Genomic DNA, 17,544 nt, shown 5'->3' with positions numbered 1-17,544 from the left:
CGCGTGCGGCGGCGGCCGCGGTGCGACAGGCTCAGCCGGAGGTCGTGAAGACCGGGCTCACCCAGTAGTTGGCCGAGCCCGAACTGTCGGTCGGGAAGGCCGTGTTGGTGGTGTAGGCGTACACGCCGTTGCTGCTCCCGGTGCCGTCCGCCGGGGCGGTCAGCGGGAACGCGGTGTGTGCGGCGGCGAAGTACCCGCCGTCGTAGGAGTAGTTGCCGTTGGGTGCGTGGTACGACGCGATGTACGTCGTCCCCGCGGTGACCGCGACCGGGGTGGCGAAGGTCAGTGTCTGCCAGCCCGAGGCGGTCTCGTTGCTGAAGGTGCCGGTGGCCAGCTGGGTGCCGGTGGCGGACCAGAGGCTGCCGGTGTGGGTGCCGGTGTTGCCGGTGCCCTTGTAGAAGGTGATGCCGGTGACGTAGCCGTCGACGGCCGGGGTGAACCGGGTCCCCAGCTCCAGCGAGTTGGCGTCGTTGGTGACGTCGGTCCGCGTCGGCGTGGTGCTCGCGCTCCACAGGGTGCACGGGCAGGTCACCGTCGGCTCGGTGGCGCCGGTGGTGAAGGACCAGCTGGTGGCGGAGCTCATGGCGTTGCCCCACTGGTCGGCGGCCTGCACCGAGGCGGTGTAGCCGGTGCTCAGGTCCAGCTCGGTGGACGGGGTGAAGGTGGCCGTGGTCCCGGCGGCGTCGACGCTGGTGGTACCGGGCACGGTGGCGCCGGATGCGCTCTTCAGCGTGAACGTCAGCGTGGACGGGTCCACCGCCTCGCTGAAGGTGGCGGTCACCGGGGCGTTGACCGCGACGCCGGTGGCGTTGGCGGCCGGGCTGGTGGAGCTGACGGACGGCGGCGTGGTGGTGGCCGCACCGGTGTCGAGGACGACGTCCACCCAGTAGTTGGAGCCGTTGGACTCGCTGTTCGGGAAGCCGCCGCCGGTGGCGTACCGGTAGACGCCGTTGCCGCCGTCGACGCCCGACTGCAGCGCGGTCAGCGGGGCCAGGCCCGCGCCGGAGCCGCTGAAGTAGCCGCCGTCGTAGGAGTAGCCGCCGTTGGGTGCGTAGTAGGAGGCGATGTAGGTGGTGTTGGCCTTGATCGGCACCGGCGAGGCGAAGGTCAGCGTCTGCCAGCCGGAGGCCGTCTCGTTGGTGAAGGTGCCCGTGGCCAGCCGGGTGCCGCTCGCGCTCCACAGGCTGCCGGTGTGGGTGCCGGTGTTCGCGGTGGACTTCCAGAACCGCACGCCGGTCACCGAACCCGCCACGCTGCTGCGGAACTTGACGCCCAACTCGAGCGAGCTGGGGTCGCCGGCGTTCTGGGTGCCCGGGGTCGCGGTGCTCGGGAAGATCGTGCACGGGCACTGCTGGTTGCCGACGGTCAGCGAGACGGTGGCGGGCGTGCCCACGTTGACGCTGTCGTCCACGGCGCGGACCTTCAGCGAGGCGCTGCCGGGGGCGGTCGGGGTCCAGCTGTAGCTCCACGAGCCGGTGCCGGTGGCGGCGTGCCAGGTGCTGCCGCCGTCGGCGGAGACCTCGACGCGGGCCACCTGGCCGCCGGTGTCGGTCGCGGTGCCGGTGACGGTGAGCGTCTTGGCGGCCGGGACCGTGGCGCCGCCGGCCGGGCTGGTGACGGTCACCACCGGTGCGGTGGTGTCGGTGGAGGCGGTCGCGCCCACCAGGTCGGTCTGCAGCGACGCGGGCTGGACGCCCAGGTCGGCCAGGATGTTGACGGTCGCCTGCTGCATCCGCTTGTCCACCGTGACCACGGCGGTCGAGGGGTCGTTGACCGGCACGTTGGTCAGGCCCCAGGACCACTGGACGGTGGCGGTGCCGAAGACGAGGGCGTGCGAGTCGGGGTCGCGGAACTCCACCAGGCTGTGCGTGGCGGTGCCGTTCCCGTAGGTGTTGCCCCAGTCCAGGCGGTACTTGCCGTCCGTGATGTCGACGGTGGTCGAGGAGAGGTCGATCTCGCCGCTGGGCCGGGAGGCGTTGTCCAGGTCCGCGTCCCACTCGTAGCCGAGGGTGCCGGTCGGGAAGGTCGCGGTCTGACCGCTCGTCAGGTTCGCCACGCTGGTGTTGCGCCAGATGCGGAGCTTGGCGTAGGCCGCCGGGACGGTGATCGCGTCACTGCGGTAGCCGTTGACCTGGAACATGCTGCCGGTGAGGATGTTCGGCGGGTAGTACGCCTGGTTGTAGTTGGTGCTGGCCGGGTCCATGAAGGTGCCGGTCCAGGTGCCGCTCGGGTCGGGCACGCCGTCCGGGGTGTAGAGCTCCAGCTTGGTCATCTTGTAGCAGACCAGCGTCCGGTTCGCGCCCTGGTCGCCGACGGCGCTGGGAGCCAGCCTCGTCTTCCAGAAGACCTCGTTGCCGCTGAAGAACCCCTCGTTGACGCCGGCCTTGCGGGCGGCGAGGACGTTGTCGTACTGGGACTGGGTCCAGTACTCGTCATGGCCCGAGGACATGTAGAGCTTGTGGTTGAGCAGCAGCGAGCCCTTGGTGGAGACGTCCACCCCGGAGAGGTAGCTGACGTCGTAGCCGTTGCGTTCCAGCCACGAGATCATCTCGAACTCGGAGCCGTAGATGCCGTTGTCGCCGCCGATCAGCAGCGGGCGGTTGTAACTCACCTGGTAGGCACGGCCGTCGGGCGCGGGGCCGTTGCCGTTGTAGAGGTTCTGGCCGCCCCACATGTTGTAGGCCTGCCAGGTCTCGTCGGCGGTCTGCACCACGACGTCCGAGTGGCTGGACTCGTTGCGCACCACGAAGGGGTACGGCATCAGGCCCTGGCCGTCGGCCTGGTTCAGGTTGGCGACGTAGAGCCCCGAGACGGCGTCGCTGGGCACCGTCCAGGTCGCCGTGGTCGGCCAGTTGCCGCAGTCCACCAGGCCGGTGGCGGCGGTGCTGGTGCAGGAGGCCGCCTTGCTCGTGTAGTTGGCCGGATAGGTGACCGCGGCCTGTGCGGCGGTGGAGATCAGCCGCGCGCCGTCGCCGCCGTACCAGCCGAGCCGGTAGATCTCGATGTGGTAGGCGGCGGGCGACTGGACCTTGAAGGACACCGTGTCCCCGGCCTGGTAGCTCACCTTGTCGGTGAAGCCCTGGATGTCGCCCCAGGCGTCCGCGGAGAACCAGTCGGACATCGGCGTGCCCGGCTTGGAGTTCTCGCAGACGATCGGGTTCGAGCCCGCCCCGCAGGGATCGGCGGCGTGGGCTCTCCCGGCGAGAGGCAGCAGGGCCGCCAGGAGCGCGGCCAGGGCGAAGAGGACGCCTCCGGCCCGTCTGAGTCTGTACTGCACGTTTTGGCCTTTCGGAAGGGCAGTGCCCCTGGGGCCTGTCCAGCGGAACTTTCCGGACCCGCGCCGTCCGGCACGGGCATCCCCTGCGTGGCGTGACGCCCCAGTACGTCCAGTACGAGGGCGCTCCACCGACGTGGGTCTGGCCGCACCCGGGGCCTCCGGCCCGGAGGGCGGGGGAACGACGGGGGCTGATCCGGAACGGTCCGCCGGACAGGTCCTGGGCGGTGCGTGGCTAGTGGAGTGCGTTCACCAGGGCAGCTGCCACTTCCTGCTGCTGCTCGGGGGTGATCTGGGGGTACAGCGGAAGCGAGAGGATCTCCCTGGCGGCCCGTTCGGCGTGCGGGAAGTCGCCTGCTCCGTGGCCGAGATGGGCGAAGGCCGGGGTCAGGTGCACCGGCGACGGGTAGTGCACCCCGGCCCCGATCCCCGCCGCGTTCAGGCGGTCGACCACGGCGTCGCGGTCCGCGCCGGGCACCCGGACCACGTACAGGTGCCAGACGTGGACGTTGCCGTCCGCCGTGGCCGGGAGCACCACCCGTTCCGCCTCGGCGAGCGGGGCCAGCAGCTCGTGGTACCGGGCCGCCGCCGCGCGCCGCTGATCGTTCCACCGCGCCAGCCTGGCCAGCTTGGCGCGGAGGACGACGGCCTGCAGGCCGTCCAGTCGGGAGTTGAAGCCGGCCACGTCGTGACGGTACTTGGCGGTCCCGCCGTGGTTCGCCAACTCACGGACGCGCTGGGCGAGTTCGGGGGAATCGGTGACGACCGCGCCGGCGTCCCCGTAGGCGCCCAGGTTCTTGCCCGGGTAGAAGCTGGTCGCGGCGATGCCGCCCTGGCCCGCCGTGCGCCCGTCGCGGCTCGCGCCCTGGCTCTGCGCGCCGTCCTCGACGATCGCGAGCCCCTCGGGCAGCAGCGCCCGCAGCCCGGCGACGTCGGCGTTCTGCCCGTACAGGTGCACCGGGGCCACGGCCTTGGTCCGCGGTGTGACGGCCTTGGCCGCGGCCTCGACGTCGAGCAGGTACGTGGCCGGGTCGGCGTCCACCAGCACCGGACGGGCCCCGATGCGCTGGACCGCGCCGGCCGTGGCGATGAAGGTGTTGGCGGGCAGCACCACCTCGTCGCCCACGCCCACCCCGCTCGCCCGCAGCGCGAGTTCGAGGGCGTCGGTGCCGTTGGCGACCCCGATCGCGTGCGCGGTGCCGTTGAAGGCCGCGTACTCCTGCTCGAAGGCGGCGACCTCGGCGCCGCCCACGAAGGCGGTGTGCTCCAGGATGCGGTCGAATCCCTCCCGCACGGCGTCCGCCACCTCGGCGTGGGCCGCTTTCAGGTCGACCAGGGGAATGTGGCTCACGCAGGGGCTCCCATCAGCCGCAGTTGGTCCCAGGCGGTGGACGGGGCGGACCGCAGCCGCCGGGCCGGACTGCCGACCCACACCTGGCCCGCGGGGACGTCGGACAGCACCACGCCGCCGATGCCCACCAAGGACCAGGCCCCGATGCTCAGTTGCTCGCGCACCAGCACCCCGGCGCCGAGATAGGCGCCCCGCCCGACCCGGACGCCGCCGGACAGCCGAACGCCTGAGGCGAGCGTGGCGAAGTCCTCCACCACGTCGTCATGGGTCAGCACGGTCTGCGGCATCACCGAGACGTGCCGGCCCACCCGCACCGCGGCCGTCAGCACCACCTGCGCCAACAGCACGGTCCCGGCGCCGAGTTCACAGTCGTCCGGCACCGAGGCGCTCGGGTGGACGACCGTCGCGTAGCGCTCGTCGGGCAGGCCCAGCCGCTCCACCACGCGGGCCCGGGCGGCGTAGTCGCGGGCGCTGCCCACGCAGACGAGGACCCGGGCCGAGGGCTGGTCCGCGAGCAGCGCGCTGCCCCCGAGCACGGGCACGCCGTCGACCTTCGTGCCGTGCTTGGCCGGGTCGTCGTCCAGGAAGCCGAGCAGGGTGTGGACGCCCGCGGCGCGGACGGCCTGCGCGGTCTCCCGCGCGAAGCCGCCCGCGCCGACGATGATCAGACTCTCCGTCATCCCGTGGCCTGCTGTCTGATCACGGCGACGACGCGGTCCTGCTGCTCCTCGGTCATGGTGTGGAACAGCGGCAGGATCAGCGAGTCGCGGGTGAGTCGTTCGGTGACCGGCAGCGGCGCGGCCGGGTGGCCGGCGTAGGCGGGCTCCAGATGGGCGGCCATGATGCCGCGCCGGGCGGAGACCCCGGCCTCGGCGAGCGCGGCGAGCAGCTCGTCCCGGGTGAGCGGGTAGGCCTCGTCCAGCAGCACCCAGAAGGACTGGTAGGTGCCCGTGCCCCAGTGCGGGTCCCGGACCGGGCTCAGGCCGGGGACGCCGTCCAGCAGCTCGTGGTAGCGGGCGGCCAGCGACCGGCGGCGGGCCACCACCTGGTCCAGCTTGGCGAGTTGGACCAGGCCGACCGCCGCCTGGATGTCGGTCATCCGGTAGTTGTAGCCGGTCTCCAGGTAGCTCTCCAGGATCGGCTTGTCGCTCGCGTGCCGCTGCGCGGCGGAGGCGTTCATGCCGTGTTCGCGCAGGCGGCGCAGCCGGTCGGCCCACGCGGCGTTGTCGGTGGTGACCATGCCGCCCTCGCCCGTGGTGATCACCTTGCGGGGATGGAAGGACCAGGCGGCGATCAGCGAACCGTCGCCCACCGAACGCCCGTTGACGGTGGCCCCGATGGCGCAGGCCGCGTCCTCCACCACGGCGATGCCGTGTTCGGCGGCGTACTTGGCGACGGCGTCCACGTCCGCCGGGACACCGCCCTGGTGCACCAGGACGACCGCCTTGGTGCGCCCGGTGCGCACGGCCTCGACGGTGTCGGGCGTCAGGTTGCCGGTCGCCGCGTCGATGTCGGCGAACACGGGCTCGGCGCCCACGTAACGGACCGCGTTGGCGGTGGCGATGAAGGACAGCGAGGGCACGACGACCTCGTCCCCCGGGCCCAGGTCCAGCGCGACCAGCGCCAGGTGCAGGGCGGTCGTGCAGGAGCTCACGGCGATGCCGTGCGCCGCGCCGACCCGCTCCGCGAAGGCGCGCTCGAACTCCGCGACCCGCGGCCCCTGCGCCACCCAGCCGGACAGCACGGCGTCCGCCGCGGCCTGCGCCTCCGCCTCGCCCAGCCACGGGACCATGACCGGGATGCGCTGCTGGTCCCCCATCACCGGGCCACCGCCTCGGCGTCCGCGGCGCGCTCGGCCCGCCACCACCGCACCAGGTCCCGCAGGCCGGTGCGCAGGTCGATCTCGGCGGTGAAGCCCAGCCGCTCCCGGGCCGCCGACACGTCCGCCAGTCGCCGGGTGACGCCGTTGACCGCCCGCGCCGGGCCGTGCACCGGCGCCAGGTCGGGGCGGTCCATGGCCTCCAGGAGCGCCTGGGCCAGCTCCTTGAGGCTGGTCTCCGTCGCGCTCGCGACGTTGAACACCTCGTCCGTCAGCTCCGACTCGGCGGCCAGCAGGTTGGCCCTGGCGATGTCGCGGACGTCGACGAAGTCCATGGTCTGGTTGCCGTCGCCGAGGATCAGCGGGGGCTCGCCGTTCTCGATCCGCTCCATCCAGCGGATCAGCACCTCGGTGTAGAGGCCGTGGATGTCCATCCGCGGGCCGTAGACGTTGAAGTACCGCAGCGCCACGTAGTCCAGCCCGTACATGGCGTGGAAGGAGCGCAGCATGCCCTCGTTGAAGGCCTTGGCCGCGCCGTAGAAGGTGTCGTTGTTGTAGGGGTGGTGCCGCTCGTCGGTGGGGAAGGTCTCCGCCAGGCCGTAGACCGAGGCGGAGGAGGAGGCGACGACCTTCTCCACGCCGGCGGCCACGGCCGCCTCCAGCACGTTGAAGGTGCCGTCCACCAGCACCTCGTTGGCCAGCCGCGGCTCCTCCGCGCACTGGGTGATCCGGATGGCGGCCAGGTGGAAGACCAGCTCGGCGCCCTCGGTGGCCTTGCGGACCGTGTCGACGTCCCGGATGTCGCCCTCGACCAGGGTGACCCGGCCGCTGGGCAGGGCCGCGGCCAGGTTGGCGTGACGGCCGCGGACCAGGTTGTCCAGGACCACGACCTCGGCGGCGCCCCGGTCCACGAGGAGGTCGACCAGGTTGGAGCCGATGGTCCCGGCGCCTCCGGTGACCAGGATGCGCTTGCCGCTGACGGTGCTCAACGTGCTGTCCCTACCGTTCTGTTGACTGGTGCTCAGGTTGGTGGCCGGTGCGGCGGGCCTGCGCGGCCGCCGCACGGCGCTTCGTCGGGCGTTCGGCGGCCGCTGGGCGGCCTGGCCGGCGGCCTGCTCAGTGACCGGTGCGCAGGCCGACCACGGCCCCGCGGAACTCGAGGCTGCGTGAGGCGGCTTCGAGGATGTCCAGCACGCGCAGCCCGGCCCGGCCGTCCGTCCGCGACGGACGGCGCTCCCGGATCGAGGCCGCGAACTCGTCGACCATGGCCCGCAGCGCCTCCTTCTCCTGCAGCGCGGGCGCGACCATGTCGCCGGTGCGGTAGGAGACGAGCATGTCCCGCCGCTCCTCGGCGCCGATCTCGGCCGGTGCGGCGAGGTCGACGCCGCGGTCGAAGACCGCGATGCGCTGGGCCGGGTTGAGGTCGTCCCAGACCAGCGTGCGCTTGGCCCCGCCGACCATGGTGGTGCGCACCTTGGTCGGGGAGAGCCAGTTGACGTGGACGTGGGCGATCGCGCCGGTGTTCAACTGCAGCGTCAGATAGCCGATGCAGGCCTGACCGGCGCCGATCGGGTCGGCACCGTGCGCGGCGACGGCGACCGGCTGGACGTGCTCGGGCAGGATGAAGTCGAGGATGGACAGGTCGTGCGGGGCCAGGTCCCACAGCACGTCCACGTCCTTCTGGACCAGGCCGAGGTTGATCCGCACCGAGTCGACGTAATGGATCTCGCCCAACTCGCCGCCGTGCACCAGCTCCCGGATCCGGGCGACGGCCGGCGTGTAGCAGTAGGTGTGGTCGCACATCAGCACCAGGCCGCGCTGCTCGGCCTCCTCGACCAGCCGCAGGCCGTCCGCGTAGGTGGCCGCCAGCGGCTTCTCCACCAGGACGTGCTTCCCGGCGCGCAGCGCGGCGAGCGCCACGTCCAGGTGCGTGCCGGCCGGGGTGGCCACGGCGACCGCGGCCACGTCCGGGTCGGCGAGCACGGCGGCGTAGTCGGCGGTGGCCTGGACCGTGGAGTAGCCGCCGAGCACCTTCTCGGCCCGGGCCACGTCCAGGTCGCACAGCCAGCGCAGCCGCCAGGCCGGGCTGGACTGGAAGTTGCGCACCAGGTTGGGCCCCCAGTACCCGGCGCCGATCACGGCCACGCCCAGTGGCGTCCCGTCCTGTTCGGTCTTCCTCACGGTGGATCCCCCCATCGTTTTCGTTCCCCCCAGTCAGTAGGCGCCGGTACCGCGCAGCACGGCCGGGACGGTGCGGAGCAGGATGTCCGCGTCCATGCCCAGCGACCAGTTGTCCACATAGGCGAGGTCGAGCCGGACCGCCTCCTCCCACGGCAGGTCGGAGCGGCCGCTCACCTGCCACAGGCCGGTCAGCCCCGGTTTGACCAGCAGCCGGCGTTTGATCTCGTGGCTGTAGCCCTCGACCTCCTCGGGCAGCGGCGGCCGCGGCCCCACCAGGGCCATGTCGCCCTTCAACACGTTGATCAGCTGCGGCAGTTCGTCGAGCGAGGTGCGCCGCAGCAGCGCCCCGACCCGGGTGACCCGCGGGTCCTGGCGGACCTTGAAGAGCAGCCCGTCACTGTTCTGGTTGAGGTGCTCCAGCTCCTCGCGCAGGGCCTCGGCGTCCTCGCGCATGGTGCGGAACTTGAGCATGGTGAAACCCGTGCCGTAGCAGCCCACCCGGCGCTGGCGGAACAGCGCGGGACCGCTGCTGTCCAGCCGCACGGCCAATGCGATCAGCACCAGCACGGGCAGGAGCAGCACCAACGCGACCGCGGCGGCCGTCCGTTCGGCGATCTCCTTGGGCAGCCGGGGCAGCCGGCCGAGCCGCGCGGAGCGGATGTGCAGCAGCGGCATGCCACCGCCCTCGCGGAACCGCAGCCGGTTCGCGGCCACGTCGCTCAGGGTGGGCGCGACCAGGAAGTCGGCGTCCTCCGCGGCGGCGGACCAGGAGAGCCGGCGCAGCACGGCGGCGTCGATCCCCGGCTCCGGGAGCACGACGACGGCCCCGCTGCCCGAGGAGTGCACCGCCCCGGCGACGTCGCCGATGCCGCCGAGGACCGGTATGTCCAGCTCCTGCAGCAGCGGCGCGTGCACCGGGTCGGTCAGGCAGACGCCGGCGATCTCCAACTCCCTTGCCCGGCCGCGGCCGAGGGCGTTGACGAAGGCGACCGCGTCCTGCGCGGACCCGACGAGCAGGGCCGCCTCGCGGTCCAGCCCGCGCGCCCAGCGCAGCCGCAGCCGGCGCCGCAGCAGCGCCCGGCCGAGCAGGGCGAGGGCGAGCACCGGCACGGCGCCCGCGATCACGTCGTGCAGCAGCTCGGCGTCGAAAGCGAACAGCCAGTACCCGGCGGCGGCGAGGGCGGGCAGCGCGAGGGCCGCCCGCACCAGCCGGCGCAACTCCTCGCCGCCGCGGCCGATGACCCGGCGGTCGTAGGCGCGGTAGCCGGCGACCAGAGTGAACCAGGTGAACGGAAGGACTGACGCGACAGTCCAACGTCCGTATACGGTATGGACGATGACGGATGACACGAGCGCGGCAAGAACGTCGGCGACGGCCGCGGAGCAGCGGTATGCCCGCTCCCAGCGGCGTCGCCGCGCGCCCAGGCGCGTACGCGGGACAACGTGGCGATCTTCTTGCGTGACCGACCACACGGTCATGCAAACCCCCCAGTGGTGACGCGGCTCGCTCCGATCACACCGACGGATGCCCTGACCCGGCGGCCGGCCTCGGGCCGCAGGAGCAGAAGGAGTTGAGGGAACGACGGTGTGAACTGAACACGTGGCTTGTGACACCTGACTGAACTGCCGCGGCCGCCCGACTGCGCATCTCCCCCCGCAGAGGCGACCCGGCAGGCAACACCGTATCGGCAGCACCTGACGACGACTCGGCGATCAGCGCAGTTCGGCCGAAACACGCCCCCTTTGCAGCTCCATGGTGCTCGGTGTCCCAGCCGTGCCCAATGTAGTGGTCCTGTGTGCCAGGAGTGGAGTGATTGACCGAAATACACACTCCTGGGAGTGTCGCGGTGGAGATACTGCCTGCGCTTGCACACCTTCGACCTCGGTGGGAGGGAGTCGGGTGACCGCACTGGTCTGCATCGCACTCGTCCTGGTCGGACTCGCCGTCGGCGCGTCCGCCCAGCTGCGCCGCTATCCCGGCGGCCGGCGCGCCGCGTTCGGCGCGGAGCTGCGCGAGGAACGGCGCCAACTCGCGTCCGCGCGACGACGATTGGGCGAGGTGAAACGTTCCCTCAGGCGCGAACGCAGCGCGGCGGAGGGTCGGATACGCGCCACCGAGACCGGCCACCGGGCCCGTGTCCGTGACGCCGAGCACGCCCTCGGCCTGCTGCGCCGGCCACCGGGGCGGGGAGAACTGCTGCGCCGGGTGGGGCAGCTGGGCGTGTATCAGCATGTTGTGGTGCACGGGTCTGTCGAGCTCCCCTTGGACGGCCTGCGCGCCCGCGCGGAACCCCGCGCACGCCTGCTGCTCCTGCCCGCGCGGGGCGCTTCGCGCCGGGTCTCCTTCCCCGACGACGCCGAGGTCGACCAGGCGGTGGTGCGCAGCCTCGTCTCGCTGATCGAACTCGCCGCCGCGACGGAACGGCTGTTCGCCGGACGGCGCGCGGAGGAGATCGCCGAGGCCGAGTCCACGGTGGCCGCGGTCCGCGCGGACCGGGGCGAGGTGGAGGCCTCGCGGAAGGCGCTGGCCGCGGTGCTCGCGGCGCAGGAGGCCGACCCCCGCGTGCCGCCCGCGCTCGGCGCGCTGGAGCGCGCCCGTAAGAACTGGTTCACCGCGACCGGTGCCTGGCCGCCACCCTAGGGTCGCGAGGATCCCCCACCCTTCGGGCGGGAGCCCCGCCAGCGGCGCCCGCAGCGGCGNGAGCTGCCCACCACTCGCGGAGGTTCTGCCCCGTGTGCGGGACGGACCTCCCCGGGTGGTGGGCTGCTCGCGCTGGGCCACCTCCCCTGGACGGGTGTGAGGAGTCGCGCCGACGTCCAGCTGGGCGGGACGATGGGGCCCCAGGACTGTCGACGGAGGGGAGCGGGGCATGAGTGAACCGGCGCAGCCGACGCTCCGTCAGGTCCTCACCGCGCCCTCGCTGCTGAAGCTGCTCGCGCTCTCCGCGCTCCTCGGCGTCCCCGTCTCCCTCGCCGCCTTCTGGTTCGTCGGGTTCGAGCACCAGCTGCAGCACTGGGTCTGGGAGTCGGCCCCCAAGCAGCTCGGCTTCAGCCGTGCCCCGTGGTGGTGGGGGCTGCCCGCCCTCGCGCTGGCGGGGCTGCTCGCCGCACCGATCATCACGCGAATGCGCGGCGCCGGCGGGCACACCCCCGTCCACGGGCTGGGCGGGCCACCGACCCCGCCCGGAGACCTGCCCGGCGTCGTCCTCGCCGCGCTCGTCTGCCTCCCGCTCGGCGTCATGCTCGGCCCCGAGGCCCCGCTGATGGCGCTCGGCGGCGGCCTCGCCCTGCTCGCCGTCCGTTCGTCGCGCCGCAGCAGCCGACCGCAGCTGACCGCCGTCGTGGGCGCGGCCGGCTCCACCGCAGCCATCAGCACGATCTTCGGTAGCCCGCTCGTCGCCGCCGTCATGATGATCGAGGCGGCCGGCCTGGGCGGGGTCCGGCTGATGGTCCTGATCCTGCCCTGCCTGCTCGCCAGCGGCGTCGGCGCGCTGGTGTTCACCGGCTTCGGCCACTGGACCGGGCTCGGGATCGGCTCGCTCGCCCTGCCGCAGGAGCCCGCCGCCGGGCTGCCCGACGCGGGGGATTTCCTCTGGGGCATCCCCCTCGCCGCGCTGATCGGGCTGCTGATCACGGCGGCACGCGCGCTGGGCTTCCTCACCGAGGGGTGGGTGCACGGCAGCCGGCCCGCGCTGCGCATCGTGATGTGCGCCGTCGCGGTCGGCGCCTGCATCACCCTGTACGCCCTCGCGACCGACCGCTCCCCGGAGGAGGCCGCCCTGTCCGGTCAGGCGACGCTCGGTCAGATCGCCGCCGATCCGCATTCCTGGGCCGTCACGGCGTTGCTCGCCCTGGTCGCCTTCAAGCTGCTCGGCTGGGGCGTCGCCCTGGGCAGCCTGCGCGGTGGACCGATCTTCCCCGCGGTGATGATCGGGGCCGCACTCGGCGTCGCCTGCGGGGGCCTGCCCGGACTCGGCATGGCTTCGGGCCTGGCCGCCGGCATCTCGGCGGCGAGCACCGCGGTCACCCGACTGCCCGTCACCAGTGTCGTGCTCGCGGCGGCCCTGCTCGGCAAGGAGGCCAACACGCTGATGCCGCTTTTGATCATCAGTGCGGTGACTGCCCTGCTGACCGCCGTCGCGCTGGACCGGCCCGCACCGGAGGCGGAGCCGGCGCCGGAGCCACAGCGCGCCCACGGGTAACGGGAGTTCGCCCCCGCTGCCGTCCGGCGCGGCCGAACCTGTGAAGCGTTCACAGCAACTCCCAAGTCCCGCCTCAAAGGGAACTCAGACTCCTCTCACATGCGGCCCGGAGTCTCGTGCCATGGCCGCAACCACAGCTCTCCCGGCGACCGGGACCCTGCCGCTGCGGGAACCCCTTCCCGCCGAGACCGACACCACGATGCTCGACGTCGTGGTGCCCGTCCACAACGAGGAACGCGACCTCGGACCCAGCGTCCGGCGGCTGCACGAGTACCTGGACCGGTCCTTCCCTTACTCCTTCCGGATCACCGTCGCCGACAACGCCAGCACCGACGGCACCCCCGAGGTGGCCCGCGAACTGGCCCGGGAACTTCCCGGCGTCACCGTCCGCACGCTCCCCCTCAAGGGCCGCGGCCGGGCGCTGCGCGAGGTGTGGACCCAGTCGGACGCCCCCGTGCTCGCGTACATGGACGTCGACCTGTCCACCGACCTCAGCGCGCTGCTGCCGCTGGTCGCGCCACTGATCTCCGGGCACTCGGACGTCGCCATCGGGTCCCGGCTCGCGCCCGGCTCCCGGGTCGTCCGCGGGCCGAAGCGGGAGTTCATCTCCCGCTGCTACAACCTGATCCTGCGAGGCACCCTTGCCGTCCGCTTCTCCGACGCCCAGTGCGGGTTCAAGGCGATCCGCGCGGACGTGGCCGAGCGCCTGCTCCCGCTCGTCGAGGACACCGGCTGGTTCTTCGACACCGAGCTGCTCGTCCTCGCCGAACGCGCGGGGCTGCGCATCCACGAGGTGCCGGTCGACTGGGTGGACGACCCCGACTCCAGCGTCGACATCGTCGCAACCGCCACCGCCGATCTCAAGGGCGTCTGGCGTGTCGGACGCGCCCTGGCCGGCGGCCGCCTGCCGCTCGCCTCGCTGCGCCGCCCGCAGCCGGCCGACCCGCCCGGCGTCCCGGCCGGGCTGACCGGTCAGCTGATCCGCTTCGCGGTCGTCGGCGTCGGCTCCACCGCCTTCTACCTCGCCCTCTACAGCCTGCTGCGGCTGCTGACGGGGGCTCAGGCGGCCAACGCCGTCGCCCTCTTCGTCTCCGCGGTGGCCAACACGGCCGCCAACCGCGCGTTCACCTTCGGTGTACGCGGCGGCGGCGCGGGCCGCCAGCAGGCCCAGGGCCTGCTGGTGTTCCTCATCGGCCTGCTGCTGACCAGCGGCTCGCTGGGCCTGCTGCACGCCGCCGACCCCCACCCCGGCCATGCGACGGAGCTGGCCGTACTCGTCGCGGCGAACCTCGCCGCCACCCTGGTGCGCTTCGTGCTCTTCCGCGCCTGGGTCTTCCGCAAGAAGAGGACCACCGCATGACCCTCCATCTCAGCCACACCCGGACCGACACGGGCTCACCGGCCGCCGGTCCCCCGCCTCCGCTGGCGGAATCCGCACCCTCCGCCCGCCGACCGCGCTGGGCCCGCCCCGCGCTGATCGCCCTGCTGCTCGCCACCGGCGTCCTCTACGCCTGGAACCTCAGCGTCAACGGCTATGCCAACTCCTTCTACTCGGCCGCGGTGCAGGCGGGCTCGCAGAGCTGGAAGGCGTTCTTCTACGGTTCCTCGGACGCGTCCAACTTCATCACCGTCGACAAGCCCCCGGCCTCGCTGTGGCTGATGGCGCTGTCCGTGCGGATCTTCGGCCTCAACTCCTGGGCCATCCTGATGCCGCAGGTGCTGATGGGCGTCGCCACGGTCGGCACGGTGTACGCCACCGTCCGCCGTCGCTTCTCCGAGGCCGGAGGCCTCATCGCCGGCGCGGTGCTCGCGCTGACCCCGGTCGCGGTCCTGATGTTCCGCTTCAACAACCCGGACGCCCTGCTCGCCCTGCTGCTGGCCGCCGCCACCTACGCGATGGTCCGCGCCCAGGAGGACGGCCGCACCCGGTGGCTGGTCCTGGCCGGTTCGCTGGTCGGCCTGGCCTTCCTCACCAAGACGCTGCAGGCCTTCCTGGTCCTCCCCGCCTTCGCCGCCGCCTACGCCGTCTGCGGCCCGCACCGACTGCGCAGGCGGCTGCTCCAACTCGGCTACGCGACGCTGGCTTTGGTCGTCGCGGGGGGCTGGTGGGTCGCCGTCGTGGAACTCGTCCCGGCGTCGATGCGCCCCTACATCGGCGGCTCCCAGGACGACTCGTTCCTCTCGCTGACCTTCGGCTACAACGGCTTCGGCCGCCTCACCGGCGACGAGACGGGCAGCGTCGGCGGCGGCGGCAACGCCACCGGCCGGTGGGGCGCCACCGGCGTGACCCGCCTCTTCAGCTCCGAGATCGGCGGCCAGATCAGCTGGCTGATCCCGGCCGCGCTGATCCTGCTCATCCTCGGCCTCTGGCTGACCCGGCGCGCCCCGCGCACCGACACGGCCCGCGCCGCCTGGCTGCTGTGGGGCGGGAGCCTGCTGCTGACCGGCGTCACCTTCAGCTTCATGAGCGGCATCTTCCATGCCTACTACACCGTGGCGCTGGCCCCGTCCATCGCGGCCCTGGTGGGCATGGGCGCCCACGCCGTCTGGCAGGAGCGACGACGCGCCTCCGCCGCCTGGGCGGGCGCACTGGCCGTCGCCGTGTCGGCGGTCTGGGCCTTCGTCCTGCTCAACCGCACCGCCTCGTTCCACCCGTGGCTCAAGTGGGCCGTGGTCGTCGTCGGCCTGCTGGTCGCGGCCGGGATTGTGGCCTACCCGCACGTCAAGGAGACCCTGCACACCCGTCGCCTGCTGCTCGCCGGCTCGCTGGCCGCGCTCGTCGCGCTGCTGGCCGGCCCGGCGGCCTACGCCGCAGACACGGTGACGACCAGTCACACCGGCTCCCTCCCCACGGCTGGCCCCTCCGGCCAGGGCGGCTTCGGCGGCGCCCCGGGCGGCGGCCGCATGGGCGGCTTCGGCCGCGGTGGCGCGGCCTTCGGCGGCCAGCTGCCGGGCGGCGCGCCCGGCTCGACGGGCGGCTCGACCCAGCAGGGCGGGCAGGCCCTGCCGGGCCGGGGTTTCCCCGGCGGCAGCGCCAACTCCCAGGGCGGCACGGGGACCCAGGGTGGCACCGGTGGCCAGAGTGGCACCGGCACCCGCGGCGGCATGGCCGGTGGCGCCGGCGGCATGGGTGGTCTGCTCGACGGCACCGCCGTCAACTCGCAGCTGGTCGCCGCTCTCAAGAAGAACGCGTCTGCCTTCAGCTGGGTCGTCGCCACTGTCGGCTCGCAGAACGCCGCGAGCTACCAACTCGCCTCCGGCAGCCCGGTGATGGCCATCGGCGGCTTCAACGGAACGGACCCGGCCCCGAGCCTGGCGCAGTTCAAGCAGTACGTGGCCGCCGGAAAGATCCACTACTTCATCGCCGGCGGCATGGGCGGGGGCATGGGCGGGGGCATGGGCAGCAGCTCTTCCGTCTCCTCGCAGATCACCGCCTGGGTGGAGGCCACCTACAAGTCCACCACCATCGGCGGGACGACCGTCTACGACCTCACCTCGCCGACCACGTCGGGAGGCTGAGCGCCACACCCCCGCGGAGGGGCGGGGCGCCCGGGCTGTGCTCGGGCACCCCGCCCTCCCCGGCGTTCTGGACGGACTGGTTCCGGTGGCCCATCCTTGTCGTCATGACCCACCGCCCGGTCCCGCCCGTCCTGGTCGTCCAGCACGAGGACGGCACCGGCCCCGATCTGGTCGGTGAGCAACTCACCCTCCTCGGCCTGTCCTTGGACGTCCACCACCCCTGGGCGGCCCAGCCCTTGCCGACGACGCTCGACGAGTGGTCGGGCCTCCTCGTCCTCGGCGGCGCGCCCAACTGCGAGGACGACTCCGCGGCCCCCTGGTTCCCGGCGGTACGTCTGCTGATGCGCCAAGCCGTCGACCGGCGCATCCCCCTGCTCGGCATCTGCCTGGGCGGTCAGATCCTCGCCCATGCGCTGGGCGGCACCGTCCGCCGCCGCGACGCCGGCCCGGAACTCGGCGCCGTCCCACTGCGCCGCCTCCTTGCCGTGACGGACGACCCCGTCTTCGGCACCGTCCCCGAGGGAGCCCCGGCGGCGCAGTGGCACTGGGACGAGATCACCCGACTCCCGGACGGCGCGGTCCCCCTGCTCGCTGGCGACGACTGCGTCCACCAGGCCTTCCGCGTCGGCGTCCGCGCCTGGGGCGTGCAGTTCCACCCCGAAGTGCTGACCCCGCAAGTCGCCCGCTGGGCCGCCAACGACCGCCCCGCCCTCCTCAGCTCGGGCGCCGACCCGGACACCGCGCTGGCCTCCCTGCGGGCGGTCGAACCTCAACTGCGCTCGATCTGGGGCCGCACGGCACGGGCCTGGGGCGCGGTCGTTCGCGCTGCGGCCGATCCCCGGACTCCGGAGGCGTCGGATCCCGACGCCCGCCGCCCCTCGTCCTCCCACGCCGCCGACGCCATCCGCCCGCTCTCCCTGTCCCGCCGCAGCAAGGAGTAGCGCGACGTAGCCGCCGACGGAGTCGTGGCGCGGAGGCCGTCCGACGGGGAGGCCGTCCGACGGAAGCCATCGCGCCGTTGATTTTCGGGACGGACGATGGAAGGGAGAGCGGGCGGCAGCGCTGCGCCTGGGAGTGCAACAGCATTGTTCGCGTGGCGAGTTGAGCGCCGTGCTGCGGGGCCGGGGTCGGGGGTTCGCAGCCGGCGGGGGTCGGGGCTGGGGGAGGCGCGGGACGCTTGCAACGGCATTGGCCGTTG

At 72.9% G+C, this 17,544-nt stretch carries 12 protein-coding genes; 5 read left to right on the top strand and 7 right to left on the bottom strand.

The genetic code is table 11. The features are described 5' to 3' along the window. Window positions 1-31 precede the first annotated feature (31 nt). The 7 genes from ACFP3V_RS30880 to ACFP3V_RS30850 form a co-directional block, all read right to left on the bottom strand. The gene (locus tag ACFP3V_RS30880; RefSeq protein ID WP_380590837.1) at window positions 32-3,277 is read right to left on the bottom strand and encodes a DUF4082 domain-containing protein; all 3,246 of its coding nucleotides are present in this window, start codon (window positions 3,275-3,277) and stop codon (window positions 32-34) included. A 232-nt stretch (window positions 3,278-3,509) separates the two neighbouring features. Next, window positions 3,510-4,625: a DegT/DnrJ/EryC1/StrS family aminotransferase gene (locus ACFP3V_RS30875; protein ID WP_380590835.1), complete on the bottom strand. Its 1,116-nt coding sequence runs from the start codon at window positions 4,623-4,625 to the stop codon at window positions 3,510-3,512. Beyond that, entirely contained in the window at window positions 4,622-5,305 is a 684-nt protein-coding gene (locus ACFP3V_RS30870; RefSeq protein WP_380590832.1) for an acetyltransferase, read from the bottom strand. Before ACFP3V_RS30870 ends, ACFP3V_RS30875 begins: the two co-directional genes overlap by 4 nt. Next, entirely contained in the window at window positions 5,302-6,444 is a 1,143-nt protein-coding gene (locus ACFP3V_RS30865; RefSeq protein WP_380590829.1) for a DegT/DnrJ/EryC1/StrS family aminotransferase, read from the bottom strand. The genes ACFP3V_RS30870 and ACFP3V_RS30865 overlap by 4 nt, the downstream gene beginning before the upstream one ends. Then, window positions 6,444-7,433 carry an SDR family NAD(P)-dependent oxidoreductase gene (locus tag ACFP3V_RS30860; protein WP_380590826.1) on the bottom strand — a complete coding sequence of 330 codons (990 nt, stop codon included), beginning with the start codon at window positions 7,431-7,433 and terminating at the stop codon, window positions 6,444-6,446. Before ACFP3V_RS30860 ends, ACFP3V_RS30865 begins: the two co-directional genes overlap by 1 nt. Before the next feature lie 127 nt (window positions 7,434-7,560). Further along, a complete protein-coding gene (locus ACFP3V_RS30855; protein WP_380590823.1) occupies window positions 7,561-8,625 on the bottom strand; it encodes a Gfo/Idh/MocA family protein in 1,065 nt (354 codons plus the stop codon). 33 nt (window positions 8,626-8,658) lie between these two features. Next, window positions 8,659-9,975 carry a sugar transferase gene (locus ACFP3V_RS30850; RefSeq protein ID WP_380590820.1) on the bottom strand — a complete coding sequence of 439 codons (1,317 nt, stop codon included), beginning with the start codon at window positions 9,973-9,975 and terminating at the stop codon, window positions 8,659-8,661. Between the two features lie 550 nt (window positions 9,976-10,525). Between ACFP3V_RS30850 and ACFP3V_RS30845 the strand changes: the two genes are divergently transcribed. The 5 genes from ACFP3V_RS30845 to ACFP3V_RS30825 all read left to right on the top strand — a co-directional run bounded on the left by ACFP3V_RS30845 (window position 10,526) and on the right by ACFP3V_RS30825 (window position 17,287). Further along, window positions 10,526-11,266 (top strand): hypothetical protein, encoded by a 741-nt coding sequence (locus ACFP3V_RS30845; RefSeq protein WP_380590817.1) that lies wholly within the window; start codon window positions 10,526-10,528, stop codon window positions 11,264-11,266. A gap of 229 nt (window positions 11,267-11,495) precedes the next feature. Further along, on the top strand, window positions 11,496-12,827 hold the full coding sequence (locus ACFP3V_RS30840; protein WP_380590814.1) for a chloride channel protein: 1,332 nt from the start codon (window positions 11,496-11,498) through the stop codon (window positions 12,825-12,827). Window positions 12,828-12,948: 121 nt separating this feature from the next. Beyond that, complete coding sequence (locus ACFP3V_RS30835) at window positions 12,949-14,187, top strand: glycosyltransferase (RefSeq protein ID WP_380590811.1); 1,239 nt, start codon at window positions 12,949-12,951, stop codon at window positions 14,185-14,187. Then, window positions 14,184-16,346: an ArnT family glycosyltransferase gene (locus ACFP3V_RS30830; RefSeq protein ID WP_380590808.1), complete on the top strand. Its 2,163-nt coding sequence runs from the start codon at window positions 14,184-14,186 to the stop codon at window positions 16,344-16,346. Before ACFP3V_RS30835 ends, ACFP3V_RS30830 begins: the two co-directional genes overlap by 4 nt. A 104-nt stretch (window positions 16,347-16,450) precedes the next feature. Next, a complete protein-coding gene (locus ACFP3V_RS30825; RefSeq protein ID WP_380590805.1) occupies window positions 16,451-17,287 on the top strand; it encodes a type 1 glutamine amidotransferase in 837 nt (278 codons plus the stop codon). Window positions 17,288-17,544 lie beyond the last annotated feature (257 nt).

It is taken from the genome of Streptacidiphilus monticola, assembly GCF_042658505.1.
GTDB lineage: Bacteria > Actinomycetota > Actinomycetes > Streptomycetales > Streptomycetaceae > Streptacidiphilus > Streptacidiphilus monticola.
This window is presented reverse-complemented; position numbering and strand designations above follow the sequence as displayed.

Coding starts and splice junctions, on each gene's coding strand:
- ACFP3V_RS30840 (WP_380590814.1), top strand. CDS start 11,496: ATGAGTGAACCGGCGCAGCCGACGCTCCGTCAGGTCCTCACCGCGCCC.
- ACFP3V_RS30870 (WP_380590832.1), bottom strand. CDS start 5,305: ATGACGGAGAGTCTGATCATCGTCGGCGCGGGCGGCTTCGCGCGGGAG.
- ACFP3V_RS30835 (WP_380590811.1), top strand. CDS start 12,949: ATGGCCGCAACCACAGCTCTCCCGGCGACCGGGACCCTGCCGCTGCGG.
- ACFP3V_RS30825 (WP_380590805.1), top strand. CDS start 16,451: ATGACCCACCGCCCGGTCCCGCCCGTCCTGGTCGTCCAGCACGAGGAC.
- ACFP3V_RS30865 (WP_380590829.1), bottom strand. CDS start 6,444: ATGGGGGACCAGCAGCGCATCCCGGTCATGGTCCCGTGGCTGGGCGAG.
- ACFP3V_RS30830 (WP_380590808.1), top strand. CDS start 14,184: ATGACCCTCCATCTCAGCCACACCCGGACCGACACGGGCTCACCGGCC.